This window comes from Sorangiineae bacterium MSr11367 (genome assembly GCA_037157805.1).
Classification (GTDB): Bacteria; Myxococcota_A; Polyangia; order Polyangiales; family Polyangiaceae; genus Pendulispora; species Pendulispora rubella.
Map to the genome: position 1 here is coordinate 5,504,319 of CP089983.1, position 22,939 is coordinate 5,527,257.

20 protein-coding genes are annotated in these 22,939 nt (G+C 65.5%); 11 read left to right on the plus strand and 9 right to left on the minus strand.

Annotation, left to right across the window (positions count from 1 at the left end):
* Nucleotides 1-12 precede the first annotated feature (12 nt).
* The 3 genes from LVJ94_21325 to LVJ94_21335 are packed head-to-tail and all read left to right on the plus strand — an operon-like array spanning nt 13 to nt 3,078.
* Complete coding sequence (locus LVJ94_21325; protein WXB09758.1) at nt 13-1,740, plus strand: multicopper oxidase domain-containing protein; 1,728 nt, start codon at nt 13-15, stop codon at nt 1,738-1,740.
* Nucleotides 1,741-1,745: 5 nt separating this feature from the next.
* Nucleotides 1,746-2,387 (plus strand): SCO family protein, encoded by a 642-nt coding sequence (locus LVJ94_21330; GenBank protein WXB09759.1) that lies wholly within the window; start codon nt 1,746-1,748, stop codon nt 2,385-2,387.
* 37 nt (nt 2,388-2,424) lie between these two features.
* Nucleotides 2,425-3,078: a transglutaminase-like domain-containing protein gene (locus LVJ94_21335; protein WXB09760.1), complete on the plus strand. Its 654-nt coding sequence runs from the start codon at nt 2,425-2,427 to the stop codon at nt 3,076-3,078.
* On the opposite strand, the gene LVJ94_21340 is transcribed toward LVJ94_21335, so the two are convergent.
* Both LVJ94_21340 and LVJ94_21345 read right to left on the minus strand, forming a co-directional pair.
* Nucleotides 3,069-3,974: a sigma-70 family RNA polymerase sigma factor gene (locus LVJ94_21340; protein ID WXB09761.1), complete on the minus strand. Its 906-nt coding sequence runs from the start codon at nt 3,972-3,974 to the stop codon at nt 3,069-3,071. The genes LVJ94_21335 and LVJ94_21340 overlap by 10 nt on opposite strands.
* A gap of 57 nt (nt 3,975-4,031) precedes the next feature.
* Entirely contained in the window at nt 4,032-4,781 is a 750-nt protein-coding gene (locus tag LVJ94_21345; GenBank protein ID WXB09762.1) for a hypothetical protein, read from the minus strand.
* Between the two features lie 208 nt (nt 4,782-4,989).
* Between LVJ94_21345 and LVJ94_21350 the strand changes: the two genes are divergently transcribed.
* The gene (locus tag LVJ94_21350) at nt 4,990-6,522 is read left to right on the plus strand and encodes an RtcB family protein (protein ID WXB09763.1); all 1,533 of its coding nucleotides are present in this window, start codon (nt 4,990-4,992) and stop codon (nt 6,520-6,522) included.
* Nucleotides 6,523-6,530: 8 nt separating this feature from the next.
* Here LVJ94_21350 and LVJ94_21355 read toward each other — a convergent pair whose 3' ends face one another.
* The 3 genes from LVJ94_21355 to LVJ94_21365 form a co-directional block, all read right to left on the minus strand.
* Nucleotides 6,531-7,064 carry a hypothetical protein gene (locus LVJ94_21355; GenBank protein ID WXB09764.1) on the minus strand — a complete coding sequence of 178 codons (534 nt, stop codon included), beginning with the start codon at nt 7,062-7,064 and terminating at the stop codon, nt 6,531-6,533.
* A gap of 160 nt (nt 7,065-7,224) precedes the next feature.
* Nucleotides 7,225-7,710 (minus strand): SRPBCC family protein, encoded by a 486-nt coding sequence (locus LVJ94_21360; GenBank protein WXB09765.1) that lies wholly within the window; start codon nt 7,708-7,710, stop codon nt 7,225-7,227.
* Between the two features lie 14 nt (nt 7,711-7,724).
* On the minus strand, nt 7,725-8,048 hold the full coding sequence (locus LVJ94_21365) for a metalloregulator ArsR/SmtB family transcription factor (protein WXB09766.1): 324 nt from the start codon (nt 8,046-8,048) through the stop codon (nt 7,725-7,727).
* Between the two features lie 112 nt (nt 8,049-8,160).
* Here LVJ94_21365 and LVJ94_21370 point away from each other — a divergent pair, with 112 nt between their 5' ends.
* Nucleotides 8,161-9,105: a hypothetical protein gene (locus LVJ94_21370; GenBank protein WXB09767.1), complete on the plus strand. Its 945-nt coding sequence runs from the start codon at nt 8,161-8,163 to the stop codon at nt 9,103-9,105.
* 4 nt (nt 9,106-9,109) lie between these two features.
* Entirely contained in the window at nt 9,110-10,105 is a 996-nt protein-coding gene (locus tag LVJ94_21375; GenBank protein WXB09768.1) for a phosphoribosyltransferase domain-containing protein, read from the plus strand.
* A 13-nt stretch (nt 10,106-10,118) separates the two neighbouring features.
* Here LVJ94_21375 and LVJ94_21380 read toward each other — a convergent pair whose 3' ends face one another.
* The gene (locus LVJ94_21380) at nt 10,119-11,747 is read right to left on the minus strand and encodes a hypothetical protein (GenBank protein WXB09769.1); all 1,629 of its coding nucleotides are present in this window, start codon (nt 11,745-11,747) and stop codon (nt 10,119-10,121) included.
* 187 nt (nt 11,748-11,934) lie between these two features.
* Here LVJ94_21380 and LVJ94_21385 point away from each other — a divergent pair, with 187 nt between their 5' ends.
* Both LVJ94_21385 and LVJ94_21390 read left to right on the plus strand, forming a co-directional pair.
* Nucleotides 11,935-13,164, plus strand: a complete 1,230-nt coding sequence (locus tag LVJ94_21385) for an MFS transporter (protein WXB09770.1) — start codon at nt 11,935-11,937, stop codon at nt 13,162-13,164.
* A complete protein-coding gene (locus LVJ94_21390; protein WXB09771.1) occupies nt 13,161-13,607 on the plus strand; it encodes a VOC family protein in 447 nt (148 codons plus the stop codon). The genes LVJ94_21385 and LVJ94_21390 overlap by 4 nt, the downstream gene beginning before the upstream one ends.
* On the opposite strand, the gene LVJ94_21395 is transcribed toward LVJ94_21390, so the two are convergent.
* From LVJ94_21395 to LVJ94_21405, 3 genes are all read right to left on the minus strand, one after another.
* On the minus strand, nt 13,599-17,522 hold the full coding sequence (locus LVJ94_21395; protein ID WXB09772.1) for a protein kinase: 3,924 nt from the start codon (nt 17,520-17,522) through the stop codon (nt 13,599-13,601). The genes LVJ94_21390 and LVJ94_21395 overlap by 9 nt on opposite strands.
* A gap of 116 nt (nt 17,523-17,638) precedes the next feature.
* Nucleotides 17,639-19,390: an ATP-binding protein gene (locus LVJ94_21400; GenBank protein WXB09773.1), complete on the minus strand. Its 1,752-nt coding sequence runs from the start codon at nt 19,388-19,390 to the stop codon at nt 17,639-17,641.
* A gap of 286 nt (nt 19,391-19,676) precedes the next feature.
* Nucleotides 19,677-20,153, minus strand: coding sequence for a response regulator (locus LVJ94_21405; protein WXB09774.1), 477 nt, complete (start codon nt 20,151-20,153; stop codon nt 19,677-19,679).
* 287 nt (nt 20,154-20,440) lie between these two features.
* Here LVJ94_21405 and LVJ94_21410 point away from each other — a divergent pair, with 287 nt between their 5' ends.
* The 3 genes from LVJ94_21410 (at nt 20,441) to LVJ94_21420 (ending at nt 22,938) form a co-directional block, all read left to right on the plus strand.
* The gene (locus LVJ94_21410) at nt 20,441-20,941 is read left to right on the plus strand and encodes a hypothetical protein (protein ID WXB09775.1); all 501 of its coding nucleotides are present in this window, start codon (nt 20,441-20,443) and stop codon (nt 20,939-20,941) included.
* Between the two features lie 40 nt (nt 20,942-20,981).
* Complete coding sequence (locus tag LVJ94_21415; GenBank protein WXB09776.1) at nt 20,982-21,374, plus strand: hypothetical protein; 393 nt, start codon at nt 20,982-20,984, stop codon at nt 21,372-21,374.
* Nucleotides 21,375-21,678: 304 nt separating this feature from the next.
* Nucleotides 21,679-22,938, plus strand: coding sequence for a hypothetical protein (locus tag LVJ94_21420; protein WXB09777.1), 1,260 nt, complete (start codon nt 21,679-21,681; stop codon nt 22,936-22,938).
* The last annotated feature ends 1 nt before the right edge of the window (nt 22,939 follow it).

Genomic DNA, 22,939 nt, shown 5'->3' on the forward strand with positions numbered 1-22,939 from the left:
AGGCAACGCACCATGCGTTTACTGAAGTGGCGCCCGAGCAAACTGGGCACGATCGCGCGCCGCAATCGGCAAGAGATCATCGCCGCAGGACTCACACGGCGCGAGTTGATCAAGATGGGCCTCGTCTCCGCCAGCGGCTACCTGGTGAGCAAAGGCGGATTGAGCGCGTGGGCGAGCGGGGGCCTGTCCACGTTGGCCTCACCGCCGACGGCGCCCTTCACCGAGGAGCTCGTGGTCCCCCAGGTCGCGCAGCCCACGCTCCTCACGCCGGCGCCGGCCGAGGTGCCGATTGCGGGCGAGGTGGCGCGGGGGAATCATCTCTTTTGGAATTCGCTGCCGCCCCAAAAGGCGTACGAGCTCGTTGCGCAGGCGATTCAACATCGCTTTCATGCGCAGCTTCCCCTCAATACGGCCTGGGGCTGGGGCGGAACGGTGCCCGGACCAACCTTCCACGCGCGCTATGGGGAGCCCATCACCGTGCGCATGCGCAATGGGCTTCCGGCCATCGCGCAGCACACGGGCTTTGGCCGCCCCGAGGTGGCAACGCACCTGCACAACCTGCACAATGCATCCGCGAGCGACGGTTTTCCCGCGGATTTTTACGCGACGGGGCTGTTCAAAGATCACCACTACCTCAATACGTATGCAGGCTTTACCCTGCCCGAATTCGCACCCCTGGGCGATCCGCGCGAGGCCCTGGGCACGCTTTGGTACCACGACCATCGTGTGGACTTCACCGCGCAGAATACCTATCGCGGTTTGTCGGGCTTCTATTTGCTTTTCGATGCGCTGGATTCAGGGGACGAGCGGGATCCGAACCCGCTGGCCTTGCGATTGCCCAGCGGTGAGTTCGACGTGCCTTTGCAGATCGTGGATCGTGTTTTCGACCAGGACGGGCAGCTGTTGTTCGATCTGTTCAATCTGGATGGCATCATCGGCGACAAGTTCATCGTCAATGGCAAGATTCAACCCTGCTTTCGCGTGGCGAGGCGGAAATACCGTTTTCGTCTTCTCAATTCCGGGCCGTCGCGTTTTTACGAGTTCTTCCTCAGCAACGGGGCGAGTTTTACGCACATTGCGAACGACGGGAATCTCTTCCCCGCGCCGGTGGACGTGCAGAGCGTGCGGCTTGCGGTCGCCGAGCGGGTGGACGTGGTCATCGACTTTTCCAACTACGCCTTAGGCGACAAGATTTACCTGGAGAACCGCCTCGAGCAGGTCGACGGGCGCGGCCCGACGGGCAACATTTTGCCACCGGGCCAGGGCAACATGGTGCTCGAATTCCGCGTCGACCGCGATGCACCGGATCCGAGCCGGGTGCCCGCCACCTTGCGCGAGCTGCCACCGGCCGATCCGAGCGCGGCCGCGGTGACCCGCGTGTGGGACTTCGGCCGCAGCCAAGGCGCATGGACGGTGAACAACGCGTTCTTCGACGCCAACGTGATCCGGGCGCGACCGCGGCAAGACAGTGCCGAAATCTGGGTACTGCGCAACACCTCGGGCGGCTGGTCGCACCCGATTCACATTCACTTCGAGGAGTTCCAGGTCATCACGCTCGACGGCGCCCCACCGACGACGCGCAACGCCGGCCGCAAAGACGTGCTCGAGCTCGGGCGGGCCAACGGCAGCGAGGCGCGCATCTTTCTTCGTTTCCGCGATATGAAAGGACGGTACGTGATGCACTGCCACAACACGGTGCACGAGGACCACGCCATGATGATCCGCTGGGACATCGTCTGAGCCGCATGGGAAACTTCGGCAAGCGTCTCCTGCGCTGGAGCCTTTACGGCATCTGCGCCCTCGCTCCGGCGGCCTATGTGTTCGCCAGCGAGCGACCGCCGCGCACGACCCCACGCTTGCCACCTCCTATGCGCGGTGGCTTCGGGGCGGACTATTTTGGCGATATCCCGCTCACGACGCACGAGGGAAAACGGGTACGTCTTTACGAGGACCTGTTGCGCGACAAGGCGGTGGTCGTCAACTTCATGTATGCGCGCTGCGACGGTATCTGCCCCGGTACGACCAAGAATCTGCGCAAGGTCCAAGATGCCCTTGGCGAGGCCGTCGGACGTGACGTCTTTTTCTATTCGTTCACCCTGAAACCCGACGAGGATAGCCCCGAGGCGTTGAACGCCTACGCCAAAGCCAACGACGTCAAACCCGGCTGGATCTTCCTCACGGGCACCCGCGCCGACCTCGAGCGGGTCAGGCGCAAATTCGGATTCATCGACCCCGATCCCAGCGTCGACGCCCAAAAGCGCGCACACATCGGCGTGGTGCTCTACGGCAACGTGAAGCACGAGCAGTGGGCCGCCTGCCCCTCCCTGTCGAACCCCGAGGTCATGGTCGAGCAAATTCGCTGGTTCATGGCCTCCCCGGCCAATTAGACCTTCTCGCCGCGGGCTCTGTCGCTACACTTGGCCTGTGGCTTCAAGCGAATTTCTCGAACCTGCGTATTTCGTCGAATCGGATCATCCCGACATCGTGGCATTTGCGACGGAGGCGTGCGGCGATGCGTCCACCGATGCGGAGCGCGCGCGGCGTCTCTTTCGCACGGTGCGGGACCGATTTCGGTACGATCCGTATACGATTTCGCCCAGGCGGGAGGATTACCGGGCCAGCTCGATTCTGAAGCAGTCGCGCGCCTATTGTGTGACGAAAGCCGTGGTGCTCTGCGCGGCGGCGCGCGCGGTGGGCATTCCGTCGCGACTCGGATTTGCAGACGTGCGCAATCACTTGTCGAGCGAGAAGCTGCGGCAGGCCATGCAGACGGACCTGTTCGTCTTTCATGGTTACACCGAGCTTTGGATCGATGGTCAGCCCCTGAAGGTGAGCCCCGCGTTCAACGCCGAGCTCTGTGTGCGGGTGGGGGTGGAGCCGCTCGAATTCGATGGACGGCACAACGCGCTGCTTCACGCCTTCGACGGACAGGGGCACACGTACATGGAGTACCTGCACGACCGCGGATGCTACGTCGATCTGCCGTTCGACGAGATGATCGACGCGTTCGTGACCACCTACGGCCAGGTGGAACTCCACCGCCCCGGCACGCAGCCCGACGACGTCTTTCAGCGTTGATCACCTGGATTACCTGGCGCGGCGCTGCGGCGAACGAGTTTTCCGGTCCCCGCCCATCGGCCATCCCGAATCGTGACCGTGGCGGTATCCCCGTGCTCTTCCACGAGGATCGTAGCGTTCCCGCTCGAGGGGGACCAGAGATGCCACAGGGTGGAAGCCTCGCCTTGGGGCTCGATGGCCGAGGCGGCGAACAGGTACTCCGCCGCGGGGGTGAGCACGCGCACGGTCCCTGCGCGAACCTCGACGTCCACGGCATGGATCGACTCCGCGCCGGACCACGCCACGAGCTCCCACGTGCCCTCCACGGGACGAAGCGCAATCTGGGTGGCCACGTCGACGTCGGGCAGAATGGCACGCGGCCGATGTCGGCAGGACCACGCGGCATGCATGGCGAGCAAGCCGACCACGGCCGCGGCGGCGAGCCATCGCACGGCCATGCTTCGCCGAAAACGCGACACACGCTGACGAAGGGCCACCTCCGTCGCGGCGCCGGAACGGGCCAGCTCGGCGTAGGATTCGCCATCGGCCTCGCGCAGCGCAAGCTCCATGGTGCTGCGCATGGCGGGCTGCTGCGCGGCATCGGCGATGGCGTTCTTCAGCAGGATGATCACGTCGGTGGGCGGTGCGGGCGCCGAAACATCGTCCGCCTCCAAGGCGGCCTCGCGGCAGATGCGCCGAATGTGGTCCGTGGCTTTGTGGCGCGCGATGCCCACCAGCCAACGGCGCAAGTCGTCCCGCCGCTCCGGGATGCGGCCCGCGCCCATGGCGTCGCACAGCGTGGCCTGCACCACATCGTCGACATCGGCGGCGGGAACGCGCCGGCGCACCACGCCGCGGAGCAGCGGCCAAACGGAACCCTCGTGAATCTCGGTGCGCAGCAGGGATAGGCCAGTCATGGGGCTCGGAGGGCTATCGGGCTTCCCCCGCCGTTCGTGACAAAGAAAAATGCGCGCTCAAGGCCCCGCCGCCCACACGGGATCTCCGGCCGTGAGCCACGGCAGCGCCTGCCGCATGCGCTCGATGGTTTCGCCCCGGATGAAGTGTCCCCAGGTGCCATCGCCTACGAGGATGTGCTTTGCCTCGATGGCCGGGGCGAGCGCCTCCGCCGCGGCGCGGTGCTTCCATGTCCAGCCGCGCTGTTGGCTGGCGAAGAGCGCCCGCCGGATGCCCGCGTGCTGGAAGGCCGCGCGAAGCGGAGCGAGGTCCCGGGGTACACCTTCGAACAACGCCGCATAGCGAAAGCCCATTCCAGGCAGGGCCAGGGCGTGCGCCGAAAGCATGCCACTCTGCGAGTACGAAGCCCACACCGCACCGCTTCGGTCGATGCGCTGCGGATAACGCGCCTCGGCGGCGGCGAGCACGCGCTCGATGCTGGCGCGGAGCCGTTTGGGATCGCCCCACGCATACGCCTTGGCGTTCACCTTCTCGCCGTACGGGCAAACGATGAAGGCCTCGGGCCCAAACATGCCGCGCCACTCGGCACAGGCCATGCCGGGATGGTCCATCGCCGCGTGCAACGCCACGACCAGCGGCCGCTTGCCGGTCGAGCCGAGAGGAATCGCCGCGAATCCCGCCTTTCCTTTCTCGTCCGAGAGCTCCTCCAGCCATTCGCCACCGAGTGGCGGCATCGCCGTCTCCGCATGCAACGACGGTCCGCAAAGGACCCCGACGACCACGCCCACGACGAACACGAAGCTGCGCATGCATCGTCATCGGGAGACGCCGCCGAAAGGTGACATCGTGGGCCGTCGATTTGAACCGCGCCTTGACGGCGCGCGAAGTCCGATCCACATTGCCCGCCGCTGCTGCGGAGAGGCGTCCCCCTGCGCTTCTCTGTCGAACATCTCTCGCGGGGCCGGGCTTTCTCATCCGTAGAAAGCGGCCGCCGTTGTCCGTTCCAAGGCAGCCACGATGCATTCCTATGATTTCCTGCGTCCCAGCCAGGTGGACGCTGCGTGTTTCGACGTCGAGAACCCGTTGGGGCTCGACGTGCGTCTCTTTGCGCACCCTTCCGTCCCCGTCGAGCGGGACGCGTTCCTTCAGCTCTTCGACTTTCTCGACGTATCCCGCGCCGTCGCGGACATCCGCGAGGCCGAAGCCCGTGGTCGCCTCACCTTTTTCGGCGATGCACCCGCGGGCATCGACAAGGTCGTGCTCACGCCCGACTTCCACAAAGGGTCCCTCGTACCCGTAGGCACCGTCGCACGTGCGCACGATATGTGCATTCCGCAAGCCATCGGCAACGACATTTGCTGCGGCATGCGCCTGTTGGTGACCGATCTGCCCGCCGACATGCTCGAGCCGCATTGGCCCGCGATCCAGAAGCGGCTCCGCGGCATCTTCTTCGCGGGCGAACGCGATATCCCCATGTCACCCCGCCAGCGCGAGGCGGTTTTGCGCGACGGCCTCCCCGGCTTGGTGCGAACCGCCGCCGACAATGCCCATCGCGGCATTTGGCGGCGCTTCGATGCGGCCATCGAGGAGGAAAACCTCGCGCGCGCCCACGAGGAAGGAAGCTTCGCCACGCGTGGACTCTTCGGTTTCGAACGCTTCATTGCATCGTCCGGCCGCATCGACGGGCGCGATCCGCAGATTGGATGTGTCGGCGGCGGCAACCACTTCGTGGAACTGCAGCGGGTCGACGCCCTCTTCGATGGCCACGCCGCACGCGATTGGGGCGTCTCCAAAGGCTGCCTGGCCATCATGATCCACTCGGGCTCCGTGGGCCTTGGCCACGCCGTCGGCGGGCACTTCATGGATCGTGCACGGGGTATCTTTCCCACGGTGATCCGGTCACCGAAGGGCGGGTTCTTTCCCCTTCCCACGTCGGGTCCGCGCGCGGAGGAAGGACGCTCGTACCTCGATGGCATGGGCAACGCCGCCAACTTCGCGTTTGCGAATCGGCTCTTTTTGGGCCTCATGGCCGTGCGAGCCGTGGAGGAAGCCACGGGGCACGCGGTGGCGACGAGGCTCGTTTACGATGCGCCGCACAACCTGATCTTTCGCGCGGGCGAAGCCCTCGTGCACCGCAAAGGCGCGACCCCTGCTCCCGGCCCCTCGGGTACCGACTACCACGGCAAACCCGTGATCATCCCCGGATCGATGGGCGCGGCGAGCTTTCTGCTCGCCGGCATGGGACACGCCGACGCACTCGAGAGTGCCTGCCACGGAGCCGGCCGTGCGCTTTCCCGCGCCAAGACGGCGCACGTCCCCAAGGACGTCTTCGCGCGCGAGCTGGCCAAGCTGCGCGTGGTCGGCCCCATCGATCCCCGGGCACCGCACCTCGCCCGGCGCCGTGACATCCTCGACAAATACGAGAAGCGCGTGATGGAGGAGGCGCCCTATGCCTACAAGGCCGTCGAACCCGTCATCGACTCGGTGGAGGCGGCCCGCATCGCGCGCAAGGTCGCCCGGCTCCTGCCCCTGTGCACCGTCAAAGGATGATGCGCCCCTCAGCGGACGTGCAGCGTGCCGTCGGCAGCGACGACGAGGTTCGCCTGCGGAGCCTCGCCGCCGCAGTCGGCGCCATTCGGGTACACCAGGGTCGGGACCACGTCGAGGGTCTGCACCGGGTGTGCGGCGCCCGAGGCATCGGCCATGTTCAGTGTAATCTGCACCGATTGGGTCGGCAGCTCCGGCACCGGGATGTAGGCCATTTTGCCGCCCGTGGGCACCGCTTGCCCGCTGCACACTTGGCCTTGGCATCCTTGGTCGACGGTCTTCGTCGCCGGCGAAAGGTACACGGTGGGCGACTGGCAGGCCCCGGCCCAGCACACCGAGAGGGTCGCCGATTCGACCTTCGGCGCAAACGCCGGATCGATGTCCAGCCCCAGCCCGCGCATCGCCGCCATTGCCGTGCACGGGCGGTCGTGGTTGCCGCCGCCGAGCCCATCCTGCTGGGACGACGACTGCTGCGCCGCGGAGCTGCACGCGACTGCCCCCACGAGAGCCATCCAACACGGGACCGAACGAAGCAGGGCATTCATGGCAGGAGCCTCCAGCGGTACGGAGCGTACCGGATCCATCTGAAAGCACGCGCCGATCCAGCGTGCACTGGCCCTTTCATCGACGAATTTGCAAACGCCTCCACGTCCGGTGGCCCAACGTTGCACACCTTGCGATGGCGGCGTCATACGCCGCGTTGGCTCAGCCCTCCGCGACATGCGCGAACAGCGCAAGGATGCGCCCCCAGTCCCCCGATTTGTCGAAGACGGTATGCATCTCATCGCGACGCGCCCCGTAGCGATCCAGGTGGCGGTGCTCCAGCTCGATGCGCGTTCGATCGTCCCCTTCGGCGATGAACCGCACTTCGATTTCCGTCTTCAAGGTCGGATCGTATTGCCAATCGGCGCTGATATCCCACGAGAGGACGAGGCGCGTGTGCGGCTCCCATGCGAGTACGCTGCCCCAGTCGCAGGTGCTGCCGTCGTCGCCGCGCTCGTACCACCGCCCTCCGACGCGCGGTTCGACGACGGCCTCCACGGCTTTGGCCTTGCCTATTTTGTAGTGCTCCAATGGCCACCAGGTGGTCATGCGCTCGGTGAAAACGCGCCATGCCACCGCCTGAGAGGCGTTGACCAGGATGGACTTGCGCACGCTGTTCTTGTCGTTCGAATCGGTGTTGCTCGCCATTGCGTCCTCCATCGTCATGGTTTCTTCGACGTTGCTGCTTCGCGCTCGGCCGCTTCCTTGAACGCGTCGAGTGCTTCGTCCCAGAATCCCTCCAGCCACTTGCGCAGCGCTTCCAATCCCCGCGGGTTCACGGCGTAGAGCCGCCGGGTGCCCTCCGCCCGATCCGTCACCAGCCGGGCCTCTTTCAGCACCTTCAAGTGCTGCGACACGGCAGGGCGGCTCACGGACATGCCCGCCGCAAGCTCCCCCACGGAAAGCGCACGCCCGCGCAGCCGCTCGAAAATGAGCCTGCGCGTCGGATCGCCCAATGCATCGAGTGTACGATCTGCGTAAGTCACAGCTTACCGTAAGTTACAGCTTACGGATGGCAAGTCAATGCGATGGCGGCCGGTGGCATTCGTGACCGTTGCGCAGCTGGTCCGCCTTGGAATCGCCGCTATCAAACTAGGGATGAAAGCCGCTAGGCGCGCTCTACCGTTGCTTGCCGTTCTTCTCGCCATCGGGGCCGGGGCGTGCGCGAATGAAACGCACACCGTCCCCGCGATGCCGCGCCCGGACGAGCCCGTCGAAGGGTTCGATGCGCATTCGCCGGGCGAGGCCCGCATCGGGGCGACCCCCGCGGACGTGATGCGCATGCTCGCCGAAGACGGCAAGCCTTCTCCCACCGAGCATGCGCTCACACCGGAGGAACGGCGAAAGCTCGCGGCGGCGTTCGGGGCGCTCACGCCGTTGCATCGGCGCGTCCTGCGCGAGCGGCTGCACTCCATCAGCTTCCTCGATGGGATGCCCAACAATGCGCTCACCTCGCCCGCGGATGCGAACGAACCCCATCGCCTATTTCACATCACCTTCCGGGCGGGCATTCTTCGCGAGAATTTGTCGGAGTTTCTCACGCAGAAGGAGCGGCAATGCTTCGACACGGCGGGCTCGTCGCGGAGCGTGTCCATCGAGGCCGGGACGATGGATGCCATCGTCTACGTGCTGCTGCACGAGGCCACGCACGTGGTGGACGGCGGCCTGCGGCTCACCCCGGGTAGCGCCTTCACCAAGAGCGCATGGAGCGACAGAACCCTCATCGCGCCCGCCTTCCGCGACCCGCTCTTGGCCCGGGTCAAGTTCCGCCGTGAGGGCGAAGTTTTGCCCATCGACCGCGCCGAGGCCGTTTACGCGGCCCTGCAGCGCACGCCGTTCGTGTCGCTTTATGCCAGCAGCAATTGGTCCGACGACCTCGCCGAAGCCGTCGCGTGGTATCACTTGACGGAGCGGCTCGGACAACCGTACCGCATCGTGATCCGTGACCAAGGCAACCAGGTATTCGCGTACGAGCCCATGAAATCCCCTGTCGTACGCAACCGATTCGATGCCTTGTCGAAATTCTACGAGGAGCCGGGCTGAGACGATGAAGCATTCCGCCACCGAGATCGAACCACCGAACGGCACCGCGCCGGACCGGCCGACCTTGGCGCTGACGTACGAGCACTTCGACCGATGGATCGAGTCGTTGCAGCCTGCGTTGCTCGCAGAGCGCTTCACCATGGTGATTGGCATTTTGCGCGGCGGTGCGCCGCTGGCGCTGATGGCCTCCCATGCCACGGGTGCGCCCGTCGCATTTCTGCGCTACGAGCGGCAAACCCGCGCGGTGGCGTGGGATTCGACGTTGCCGCTGCCACCCGCCGGTTCGAAGGTGCTGCTCTGCGAGGACATCGCCGGCTACGGATTTACCCTGCGCGATTGCCTCGCCTTTTTGCAGCAGCAAGGGCTGGTCATCAAAACGCTGACCGGCGTCGTCGACGATCGCAGCGCCACGCAGCCCGATTTCGCCATCGATGCGCGAGGGTATGCACCGCTGCTTCCTTGGGAGCGGCAAGCCCGCACCGAACTGCACCGCGCCGATTGGTCCCTCGCGGCGAATGGCTATGGCGGCAAAATGCGCGAGGACCACGAGTACGCCACCTATGCCATCGACCTGGATGGCATTCTCCTTCCGGACGTGCCCAAGGCCCGCTACGAGGAAGATCTCGAAGCGGCCCTGAGCGAACGCGACGAGCTTTTGCCGTTCGACGTATTCCCCCATATCGATCTTGCGTCCGTGCGCCTCATCATCACGGGGCGGCCCGAGATCGATCGCGCGCGCACCGAAGCGTGGCTCGCACGGCACGGCTTTTCGCATATGCAGATCGAGATGCGGGTGATGGATCTTCACGACGAGACCCCCAGCGGGGCCGCGGCGCACAAGGCGGCTGCGGCGCTGCGCCGAGGCATTACGCACTTCATCGAGAGCGAGGCCGTGCAGGCGCTGCAGATTGCGCAGCTTGCACCGCTGTTGCGCGTCATTTGGTGGGATCCCTACACGCAGACTGGCGCGCTGGTCGGCGCGCACGCGTGGAAGCCGTAACCCGAGCCGTTGCCTAGGGGCAGGCGCCGTGGCCGTCGGCGCCCACGGCGGGCAGGCTCGGGCCATTGGGAACGGTGAGCGAGGGATGATCGAAGGGTGCGCGCTCGTTTTCGGTGCGGCAGTCCGTGAGCCCGTTGGTGAGAAAGTCGACCAGCGCGGCAGCCTCGCCCGGGAGAAAATTGATGGCGCGCAGGCGGCTCGATGGATTCGAGAAGTCGCCTCCTTGCGCGTAGAAATTCACCACGTCCGTCAGCGTGGCCTTGCCACCGTTGTGGAAATACGGCGCGGTCAGCTTGATGTTGCGAAGCTGCGGCGTTTTGAACGCACCGCGATCGACGTTGGCACGGCTGACCGAGAACGGGATGCCCTTCGGTCCATTCGCCGCCCGGCCCAGATCTTCCGGATTGCGAAAGGCCACCGGGCGGACCCCGATATGGTGAAATCCCTGATCGCCGCCATCCTCGTTGACCAAACCGTGTTGCGCCGCAAACGTGTACGTGGCATCGGAGAGCTCCGGACCGGGGTGGCAATGGTAACACTCGGCCTTGCCGGCAAAGAGATTCAACCCCGCCACCTGCTTCGCGGTGAGCGCCGACGCTTGTCCCTCCAAATAGCGATCGAGCGGTGTCTGGTCGGGAATGAGCGTCGATTCGTACGCTTGAATGGCCTGCCCCCAAATGCGAGAAAACTGAGCTTCCGCATTCACGGCCACGTCCGGGCGAAAGGCCTTGTCGATGAGATCGTGGTACGAGCCTTGGAGGCCTCGCTCGGGCGACGCGGAGAGCGCACCGAGGACGCCGTCGGTGGGCGCCACCTCTTGGAATTGGAGCGGCCGGCGTGCGAGCAGCTTCGCACCAACGCTGCCCGGGCCATTGAAGGGCCGGCCGGTGCAGGACATCTCGACGTCGTTGGTGGTGGGGCCCGTGGCCTGCGACGCAAGGCCTGCGTGGTCGATTTGCGTGAGCGTCCCTTCGGCGTTTCCCGTGGTGCCAAAAGGATCCAAACCATTGAAGACGTCGTGGCCGCGCCCATCCCAAAAAAGTTGGCGAAAGAAGACGGCCCCCACGACGGACGGGGTGTTGCGGCCGGTGACCTGTCGCTCGCCCCCGAAGGGCGCCTTGGGGTTCTCCACGCAGACGTCGGCCGCACTGCTGGGATCCGAAGCGATGCTGACGAAGGTTGCGGAGCGAACACCCTGGGACCCCAGACGGTCGTCCTTGCCGATGTTCGAAATGAGCGCGGTCTGGCCGGGGCCGGTCACGCCATTGCTCTCGAAGCGGTTGTTCGGCCCCGGGTTCATCGTATTGACCACGCGGTTGTCGGCACCGGCCGCGAAATGGCACGACGCACACGCCGTTTGGCCGTCGCTCCCCGCTTGCGTATCCCAGAAGAAGGCTTTTCCAAGTTGCACGGCGGCAGCGTGATCGACGATGTCGCCATGGGAGGGCTGCGGGATGGGCACCGTTCGGAGCGGTGCGAGCCCGGCGTCGTCCTCGTCGGGCTCGACGCCGCCGTCCCCCGCGTCGCTTTCGGCTTGGAGCCGTTGCCTTGCCCCATCGTCACCGCCAACCCGCTCGGAGCAGGCGGTCAGGCAGGCCAGAGCCAAAGCGACAGAGCCCCATCGTTCCATAGAGGTGCGCATCGGTGCTCGCTCGGGCGTACCAGTGTAAAGCGAGCACCGTCAACGGCGCAGGACGCCATGGATCAGGGGCGTTTCAAGCCATAGGCACGCAGGGGTGTTCGGGACATGGTATGCGAGAAGCCATGAGCTTTCTTTCAACACGGCTTCGCTTTTCCGTGCGCGTCGAAGTCACGGCGTATCCCCAGCCATGAGTGAAGGCCTTACGGGCACGTTCCGTTCGCTGAGGGGATTCAATTATCGAACTTGGGCCACCGGGGCCATCGTATCCAACGTCGGAACGTGGATGCAGCGCACCGGCCAGGATTGGCTCGTACTTACCCAGCTGACCTCGAACAATGCGACCGCGGTCGGTGTGGTCATGTCGCTCCAGTTCGGGCCGCAGGTGTTGCTGCTTCCGCTGACGGGTTTCGCCGCCGATCATTTCGATTTGCGAAAGCTCCTGTTTGCCACACAGGCCGCGGCGGGCGTGCTGGCCCTAGGACTCGGCCTGCTCACCGTCTCCGGCGTCGTCCAATTGTGGCACGTTTACGTGTTCGCATTTCTGCTCGGATGCGTCACGGCGTTCGACGCCCCCGCGCGCCATGCCTTCGCCTCGGAGTTGGTGGAGGAGTCCGATTTGTCCAACGCCGTGGCGCTGAACTCCGCATCGTTCAACGGCGCGCGCATGATCGGCCCGGCCGTCTCGGGGCTTCTCGTGGCCTCGGTGGGCTCGGGGTGGGTCTTCCTCATCAACGCGGCGTCGTACATCGCGGTGCTTGCGTCGCTGAGCCGTCTGAAGGTCGACGAACTTCGTCGCCGGGGCCGGGCGGAGCGGAGTCGCAGCAGCCTGACGGAGGGCTTTCGCTATGTCTGGAAGCGCCCGGATCTCCGCGCGGTCATTCTCATGTTTTTCGTGGTCGGGACCTTCGGGCTGAATTTTCCCATTTTCATCTCGACGATGTCGGTCACCGTTTTTCACGAGGGCGCGCGCCACTACGGGCTTCTGTCGTCGACGATGGCCATCGGCTCGGTCTCCGGCGCGCTCCTATCTGCCCGGCGCACAAGCCCTCGCATGGGCTTTTTGGCCGCGTCGGCCGCCGCCTTCGGGTTTGCCGTGCTCCTCGCGGCCGTCATGCCCAACTACGCGACCTTTGGCATGGCCCTCGTGGCCATTGGCATGTTCGCCCAGACGTTCACCACGACGGCCACCAGCCTCGCGCAATTGTCCACCGACGCAGTCGTGCGTGGCCGGGTCATGGCCATTCTATTGGCCATTGCTCTGGGAGGCACCCCGCTCGGCGCCCCCATCGTCGGCTGGACCGCCGACACCTTCGGCCCACGCTGGGCCCTGACGGTGGGCGCCTCCGCAGGCTTCGTCGCGGCGCTGATCGGGCTTTACCACCTCGGCAAATACCGCAAGCTGTCCTCCGCAACGTGAGACGCGTCTACGACGCGGAGCCGCTCCGCGTCACCAATGGTACGGTGGGTGAGGTCATGTTCGATCACGTCTCGCTGGGCGTCGCGGACCTGGAGCGGTCGGCGGCATTTTATGATGCGGCCTTGGCGGCGCTGGGGTACGTGCGACTGTGGCGCAACGCGCGGAGCGTTGGGTATGGGCCGGAAGGGTTTACGGGGGAGGCGCCGTTGGCGATTCTTCGACAGGGCGCGGAGGCCAAGACGCCGGGGCCCGGTTTTCACCTTGCCTTCGTCGCGCGATCGCGCGAGGCGGTGGACCGGTTCCATGCCGCGGCCGTCGCGGCGGGGGGCGTCGATGAGGGGAAGCCCGGCGTGCGCGAACATTACGATGCGGGTTACTACGCGGCGTTCGTTCGCGATCCCGATGGGCATCGGCTGGAGGCCGTTTTGCACGAGTCATCGTAGCGGCTCGAGCCACGCGTTTGCGAGGGACAGCGTGCGCGCCACGGCAGGCACGCCTTCGAGGTAGCGCCGTCGCGCGCCGGGGTCCTTGCAGCGTTCCGCGCGGGCCCCTATGCGTTCGCGGGCAACGCCAATTGCCGTGCGCGCACCCGCCACGTCGCCCGCGGCGTGAAGAGCTTCGGCGCGAACGAGAAAGAGGCCGACCTCCGTCGGCCCGATCGACCGCGACACCGTCGCCAAAGCCATCGCCGCCCGACTCGCACGAAGGGCCGCCTCGATCCGCCCCAGCGCCAGACGGGCCCGAACCAGCGCCGTAAAGGCCAGCGCCGCAAAACGCTGCACGGTCAACGTGAGCCGCGTGGCCTGGAGCGCTTCCCGCTCCGCCTCGTCGAAGCGACCCTCGAGCAAGAGAATCGCCGCGCGCCCTGCCCGCACCGTCCCCTCGCCCGTGGCAAATCCGCGCTCGACGGCGCGCTCGAGTGCCCAGTCCACCAACGCGTGCTCGGCCCGCCCCAGTTCGGCCAGGTTGTACGCAAGCTGTCCCGCACCGATGGTCGGGCCCAGCGCCATGTGCGACGTCCCACGGAGCACGTTCCGACTCTCCGATTCGTGCGCGTCGAAATCCGCGACGTCGCCAAGAATCAACGCCACCTCACCGTGCAGGTGCAGCACCTGCTGCGTATCGCCCGCTGCCTCGAACAATGGGATGGCCGTTTGGACCAACTTCAAGGCCTCCCACGGATCGTCGCAATAGGTCAACGCGCGAACGCCGGCTACCCGCAGCCACACCCCGCGGCCATAGCCATCGGTCTCGGCGGCGGGAAGCGCGTGCTCGGCGAATTGCCGATACAGCCGCTCCGAAAAGCTGTGCGCACACGCGTAGTACGTCAACGGCAGGAGCGACCCCAGCGTCTCGATGTAGGTCGGCAAAGCATCCGCGCTCGGACGGGCCTCGCCAAAGCGGCGAAGGTTCCGTCGCGCGCGCGCCGAGTGGCCGAGCATCAAGTCCGACTTGATCGCGAGCCCGGCGGCGGGCCACCAGTCCTTCGAGCCGGGTTGGGCCGTCGTCATGGTTCGATGGGCAAGCTCGGACACGGCGCTGAATTCGCCGCGCCAGACCCGTGCACGCACATGCACCGTGCGAAGCTGGTCGACGGTCTCGCGATCCGCCTCCGGGCCGTGGGCGGCACGGGACGTCAGATCGATGGCCCCCTCGGGATCGCTGCGGCGAAGAGCCTGGCGGGCCGCGGCCAGATAATGCACCGACGCACGGGCATCCCCCGCCTGCATGTAATGCTCGGCCACGATGGCCGACTCCGCGCCGCCGGAGCGTTCGAGCCATTCGGCCGCAAGGCGATGGCCGAGGATCCGATTGGCCTCCGTGAGGGTGGAATACGCCGCTTCGCGCAGGTACGCGTGGCGAAACCGGTACGACGCCGACGCGGCATCCTCGGTATCCACCCGAACGAGCACCTCGTGCTCCACGAGGAGCGTGAGCCAGTGGGCCATGCGTTCGCGATCGTCCGGGCTCTCGAGAAGCGCACGAACCTCGGCCTCGCGAAAGCTCTCCCCGAAGATGCTCGCCGCACGCAGGACCTGCCTCGCGTACGGTTCCAACAGATCGATCCGCGCGATGGTCATGGCCAGAACGGTCTCGGGCAGCGCCTCGCCATGCCCTTCCACCACGGCCCGAAGAAGCTCCTCGAGGTAGAAAGGATTGCCATCGGCGCGGGCCACGACCCGTTCGACGACGTCCTCGGAGTGCGCGTCGCCCAATGCGTGACGGGCCAGGTCGGCGGCGGCGCGCGGACGCAGGTTGGGCAGTCGAAACTCCTCGAGGCGTCGATTCGTCCAAAGTCGAGGAAACGCGTCGCGAACCTCCGGGCGGGCCACCCCGATGACCAAAAGCGGCGCCTCGGCCAAATACCCGAGGGCCGCATCGAAGAAGCGCAGCGACGCGCCATCCGCCCATTGGATATCGTCGAGGACGACGATCACCGGATGGCGCGCACACTCCGCGGAGAGCAGCGCGAGAAACCCTCGTCGGACGCGTTCCGCGCGCACGGAAGGATCGAGACGCCTCGGAACATGGCTGGCGGGCGCGGGTGCCCCTTCCTCGGTGGCCTCGCCGAACAACTCCTCGAGGAGCGCCCGAACTTCGGCCATCTGCGCTTCCCGAATGCACCCGACGAGACGCGCTTCGAGTTTTTCCGCGATGGCGGCGCGAGATGCCTGCCTTTGGCTTCCCGCCGCATGGCGCAACGCCTGCGCGAGCATCCACAGCGGTGCGTTTCCGCTGACTTGATCGGCACAGGCCGACCACACGTCGACGTCGGGGTGGCGCGCATGCACATCGGCGAGAAATTCGTAAATCAGCCGGGACTTGCCCATGCCCGCGGGGCCGGTCACCAAGACCGCGCCGGGGCGCCGGTCCTCGAGGCACCCATCGAGGATCGCCCGCAAATTGCCCAGCTCTCGATCGCGACCCACGAACCGCGATGGGCGTCCGAAAAGCTGACGGCCCATGGTCGGTTCGTCCCGCGTCTCGAGGAGGCGCCCGTCGGCGATCCGAAAGCGCGGCTCCAGCAGACGCGCGCTCGTGTCGTCGACGGCGATGGCACCGCTCGGCACATCGCCAAGCAGGCTCACGGCTCGGTCCACCACGGCCCCGATGGGCCATTCATCGCGCAGCTCCGCGCGGCCGGTTCCCACGACCCACGATGCGCGGGGAAGCTCGTCGCGCATGGCCAGCGCACAACGCGCGGCCAGCACGACCTGGTCGACCGCGCTGCGCGTTCGTGCCGCACCATGGCCTGGAGGAAGCGTCCGCTCCGCATCCTCCGGACCACCCGGCAAGAGCGCCATCATCGTTCCATCGGGCAGCCATTCCATGTTCGCACGGAACTGAGCACCGACGTGACGGAGCCTGGCGCGTCGATCCCCACCCCACTCGCTAGGCAACGTCCCCGACGTGGTGTCCTCCTTGCGGGGTGGATAGCCCGCGAGAACCACGCAGACGACGCCTTGTTCTCCGGGGGTGAGCACGGCGCCGAGGTCGACGGCGTCGATGGCGCGTTGCGAGACGACGCCGAGTTCCAATTCGCTGGCCATTGTCCTTAGCTCGGCGTCCACCTCGGAGGCACTTTGCGGCCGCTGGCCGGGATACTTCGCGAGCAAGCGATGGATCAGCGCCTCGAGCGCGGCCGGGAGCTCGGGACAGAGGCTGCGCAAGGGCGGTGGGTCCTCGACCAGGACCTTGAACATGAGGGCCAGCACGTCCTTCGCGGCGAACGCCGGGCGACCGGCCAGGACCTCGAAGAGGATGCACCCGAGCGCGAACAGATCGCTGCGCGCATCGATCGCCGGTTCCCCGCGGATCTGCTCCGGGGCCATGTAGCCCGGCGTACCGACGATTCCACCGGCCATGGTCATCGCGGACCGCGAAAGCGCCCGCGCCACGCCGAAATCGACGATTTTCACGCGCGCAGGATCTCCACCGAGGAGAAACAAGTTGCTCGGCTTCAGGTCTCGGTGGACGATCCCGAGCCCGTGCGCATGGCCCAAGGCCAAGGCGAGCGCCCGCGCCAGGGCGAGCGCGCCCGGCACATCCAGCGGCCCGCGGGCCAGGCGGCGCTGAAGATCCATCCCATCGAGCCACTCCATCGCGAGGTAGAGATCCCCCGCGGGCTCCTCTCCGTGGGCGATGTAGCGCACGATGTGCGGGTGGCGCAGCCCCTCGAGCAGGGATACTTCGCGGGCAAATCGTCCGCGATGCTCGGGCAGGTCATCGCGAAGCACCTTGATGGCCACGTAATCGCCCGTGCGCCGGTCGAGCGCGCGGTAAATGGCGCCCATCCCACCGGCTCCACGGAGGGCGTCGACTTCGAATCGATCGGCGAGGAGATGGCCGGGCCGCATGAAAGCAGAATACAATGGCCCTTTGCTCGATGGCCAAACATGCCCGTTTCACATCGAGGCTGGCGCGGTGGAGCGAATTCGGCCTTGGATGCCTCAGCAGGATGGGGCCCGGCGCCTCAACGGGAAACCGCTCGGGTGCCCGAGCTGCGGAGAAGGTCGTGAATGACCCGCACCAGATCGACGTGATTCGCCGGCTTGGCCAAGTGGCAATCGAACCCCGCGTCCAGGGCACGCTGCATGTCGCGCTCGTAGGCATACGCCGTGAGCGCAATCGCGGGGATTCTTCCCCCCTGCTCTTCGGGCAACTCTCGAATGCTTCGCAAAAACTGATACCCATCTTCGCGCGGCATACCGATGTCGCAAAGAATGATATCCGGCCCGAAGGAAGCCACGGCTCCACGCGCCTCCTCGGCCGATGCCGCACTCTGCACCGTCGCACCGCGCACGCGAAAGAGCACCTGCAAGAGCTCCCGCGCGTCGGCCTCGTCATCGACGACGAGCACACGAATTCCGTCGAGACTCTTACCGGGTTCGCGGCGCGCCGGTACCGGCGACGTTTCCGTGCCCTTCGGAGCGGTACTTTGCACCGAAACCGCGGCGCGTATCGGGATCTTCGCCGTAAAGGTGGCTCCCTTGCCGTACCCCTCGCTCTCGGCGAAGACCTGCCCGCCGTGCAGTTCCACGATGTATTTGACGATGGCGAGACCAAGGCCCACGCCCCCGACCCGCCGCGTGGTCCCCACGTCGGCCTGGCGAAACGGCTCGAAGACGTGCGGCAGGAACTCGGGATCGATGCCCCGTCCACCGTCCGCGACGGAAAAGAGCATCGAGGAGTCGTCGCGCCGGAGCGAAACGGAGACCGCACCGCCTGCGTGCGAGAACTTCACCGCGTTCGACAAGAAGTTCCAGGCCATCTGCTGAAGACGAACGGCATCGCCCACGAGCAATGCCGGCGCATCGGGGCTCGCCATCTCGAGGCGGACCTCGCGCGCATCGGCGGCCGGGCGCACGACCTCCATCGCATCACGAACGATGGCCGCGAGATCGACGGAGCCGAGCTCCAACCGCATTTTGCCGGTAACGATCCGCGACACGTCGAGCATATCGTCCACAATCGTGATTTGCGCTTTGGCATTGCGCAGAATCGTATCGAGCCCCTTCTCGGTGGCCGTGGGGTCATCCCCTGATTTCATGAGCTCCGCCCATCCGACGATGGCATTGAGCGGCGTCCGCAGTTCGTGGGAGATGGTGGCCAGGAAGTGGTCCTTCATCCGGCTGGCCTCGTGCATTTTTTCGAGCTCGAACCGCTCCTGTTGGGCCCGGAGCCGCTCTTGCTCGGCTTTGCGCCGCTCGGTCAAATCACGTATCACTTTGGCGTACCCGACGAGCGCGCCCGATTCGTCGTGCAGGGCCGTAATGATGACGTTGGCCCAGAAGCGCGAACCGTCTTTGCGCAGGCGCCACCCTTCATCTTCGAAGCGCCCATCGCGTGCAGCCATCTCGAGTTCCCATTCGCACTTGCCCGAGGCCACGTCTTCACTCGGGTAGAACTCGGAAAAGTGCTTCCCGATGATCTCCATGGCCGTGTAGCCCTCGAGGCGTTTGGCCCCGTCGTTCCACGTGGAGACGACGCCAGCGGGGTCGAGCATGAAGATGGCGAAGTCCTTGAGGCTCTCGATGAGCATACGAAACGTGACGGGAGACCTCACGCTCGTGATGGGCTCGTCGAGTGAGCGCGCGCGCTCCTGGAGGTCGCCGGGGTTCGAAAGCTCTTTCGTTTCGTCGCGGTCGTTCATCGTCACCTCGCGGGGCGTGACGAGCCATTGCGAGGTCCGCGTCGAGAAAGCAGGGTTCCGTTCGCTTCGCATTGGCTAGCCTCCCCTTGAGAGCTGGCCCCCCCACGAGCGAGTACGACAGAACCGCATCGCACCCGCTCCCGTTTGTCTCGTTTGCACGATTGTGAGGGTTCGCAGGTTTCGGACCATTCGACGATATCGTATCGAAGCGTCGATCATCGAACGATGTGCCCAACAAAGTTGTCACATAGGGCGCCGAGCACCGGCATCCGAACGCAAGTACTCACTGACGGTCGGCACACGACCTACGGGTCGTGTCGGGGCCGTGATGCGGACACGGGAAGTCCGGATCGCGCCATCAGGCCGCCATACGCGCCAGCGAGGAGACCAGCGCGATCAGTTCGTCGGGGTCCACCGGTTTTGGGACGTGCTCCATGAACCCAGCGCACAGTGCATCGTGGCGGTCTTCCACGCGCGTGTGGCCCGTGAGTGCAGCGGCGGGAACCGCACCGCCCAGGGACTTCGGGCGAGCGCGCACACGACGAATGAGATCCAAGCCATCTTCGCCCGGCATCCCGATGTCCGAAAGCAACACGTCGGGCACCTCGTGCTCGAACTTCTCCAGCGCGTCGGACACGCTGGCGGCCGTGGTAATGCGCGAACCACGGTCTTCGAGCAGCTCCTGAATGGCTTCACGGTTCTCGGCGTCGTCATCCACGACGAGAACGTGCACCCCTCGGAGTGGGAACGACGGATCCGTCGGCCGTTCGGCCGGCGATGAATCGGACGCGTCAGCGTATCGAAGCGCAGTCGCGCTCAGGAATCGCGTATCCACGGCCTACCCCCTTTTTCTTTGGATAGCGGCTTAGCAGCAGCTTCCGTGCAGGATCGTCGCCATCGCGATGATGGCCTATTCACCTATTCTGATGCGGCTCCGGCGCGTCGCGGTCGCGGTGGAAAGGGTCAAAAATGGCCATAGCTCAAGCACGAACGTGCACGCCGCGCTGAACCGTTGTGCGCGGAGTCGCAGGATGTCACAAAGCCCCTGGAGGCCCTGTCGGGGGCTCTCTTCCGAGCTGGTGGCGGGCGTGCTAAATCAATGCGATCGTGAGTCGTTCGTCGATGGCTTCATCTCGTGGTTTGGTCGCAGTCATCGCCGTCTTGACAGGGCCGCTTCTTCTCGCATGCAAATCCGTCCCGGATCTGGAGTTCGACAATGGTCGGGTCGACGGGCCCAGTAGCGATGCCTCGTTCGATCTGCCCGACGGTCGTAGTCCCGCGGATGCGACGGTGTACGACGAGGACGCCAGCTCCGGGCAGGACGCCGGCTCTCGGCAGGACGCCGGGCCTCGGCAGGACGCCGGCTCCGGGCAAGACGCCAGCGCCGAGGAAGACGCTGGCTCGAGCGAGGACGCCGGTTCCGTCGAGGAAGATGCGGGAGCGTGCGGCAAGGAAGGCGGCCCGTCGTGCTACTGCGGCTCTCGGGTTTGCGTCGGGAGCGGGTGCCCCCAGTACTGCAACCTATGCGCGGCCGAGTGCGAGAACGTTTGCTGCATCCGCGTAAAGCCCAATGGCGTGCCCCAGGCCAAGTGCACGAAGACCGTCGATAAGTGCAAGTGGTGAGCAAGCACGTGGCGAGCGATTGACATCGAGAGAGCGTCGCATGGATCGCAATGCCAAATTCCTCTACCACCAGATCCACCCGGTGAAGCTTCTGACCGACTTCGCAACGTCGTTCCTGTCTTCCTGGCTGCTGTGGGAGGGACGGTGGCAGGTCGCGCTGGTCGTCGCATTCGCACCCTCCATCGTCGTGACGGCGTGGCTGCTATTTCGATGTGATCTCGAGCCGTACCGACGCACCCCCATGGGGCGGTATGTGTCTCGGCACATGACCCGCGGCGCGGTTCACACCCGCATCGCAGGGCAGATCGTGATGTGGATTGGGGCCATCGTTCATCAAGCGTGGCTATTGCCCCTAGGCTTTTGCATCTTGATCTTTGGCTGGCTGCGAGGCTTGTGGCACCCGCCGCGCACGCGATCGACGAAGCCGTCTTGACCGACGGACACCTCGCCCGTCATGGCGCATTGCACGATAGCGGTACCGGCCTGTTTGAGCCGGACCATGCGAAGCTGTAAGCACGCACTTACGCAAGGGCCGCAAACATCCCAACAGGGCTCATTTTCAGCCGTGCGGCGTGCGGTGACGCCCCGCCGTAGCATTCTCGCGAAGTGCCCTAATGCGATAGTGCGCCGATAGGCTGCATATTTTGCGCATGGCATATCCTATGCGATTCGTCGCAAACGACAGACTCGACCCTCGTGAGGTCGGCTCCGTTCGATTCCTTACCCAGGAGGACGAAATGAATCTTGTGCAAACAAGGCTCGGCCTGCGGCCGTTCGCGGTCTCGACCGCGCTCGTCGTTGGAGGGCTCGCGGTTACGAGCTGTATGTCGACCACGTCGTCGAATTCCGGATCCGATGGCGATACCCAGGGATGCCCCGAATTTCAAACGAGCGGTGCCACCATCGATGCGAATATCAAAGTCGATGCGAAGGTGCACGCGTTCATGCAGGCGTCTGCGAGCTTACGCAGCATTACCGACAAGGTGAAGGTGGACGTCAAGAACGCGTGCGTCAAAGTCGCAACGGATCTCGGTGCACAGGATACTTGGTCGACCATCGGCGACAAAGACGAGTCCATTGCCAATGAGAATCGGACAGGAGCCTGCGACGCGGCTCGCGCACGCATCGTTGCCATCATGGAGAGCGATGCGGGCAAGCGTGCGAATTTCGCCCTGGTGGTCTCGCGGGGAAAGTGCCAGGCCGACTTTCAGGCACAAGTCGATTGCGAGGCCGGGTGTACGGCGAAAACGAAATGCGATTCAGGGAAGGTCGAGGAGCGCTGTCAACCCGGCCAGCTGAGCGTGCAGTGCTCGGAAAAGTGCAAAGCGCAATCCTATTGCGAAGGCCGCGTCGACGTCGAAGCCAACTGCGAGGGCAAATGCGAAGCCGAATGCCGCGGTAGCTGCCAAGGAACGTGCACCGACGCGAATGGCCAGATCAGCGAAAACAACGCCAATTGCAATGGCAAGTGCAGCGGAATGTGCACGGGCAAATGCACCGGGCGCTGTCAGGTGGAGGCCTCGGCAGGGATCGAGTGCGGCGCGAGCGTCAAGTGCAAGGGCTCGTGCACGTCGACGTATACGGACCCCGTCTGCGAGACGACCTTCACGCCGCCCAAGTGCGAGATCGACCAAGCCTGCTTCGCAAGCTGTCGGACCAGCACGGCGGCCAAGGCCAAATGCGATGCCCCGACGGTCAAACTCGCGTGCGACACCCAAACGTCGTCCGACGTGCAAAAGCTCGTCGCGACGATCAATGCGAACCTGGGTCCCCTCTTCGCGACGGCCGAGGAGCACGGAGAAAGCGTCGTCCAAATCGGCAAGGATCTCGTCGCGAGCGGCTCCGCGGTGCTGCATGCATCCGGCGATCTCGACGTGAAATCACTTGCATGCGCAACGGCTGCGGCCCAAGCGGCCGAGCACTCTGCAGGGACGCTGCAAGTGGCTGCCAATGCCGGCGCGGAGGTAACGGAGTCGTGCAGCACGCACGCCAAGTAAA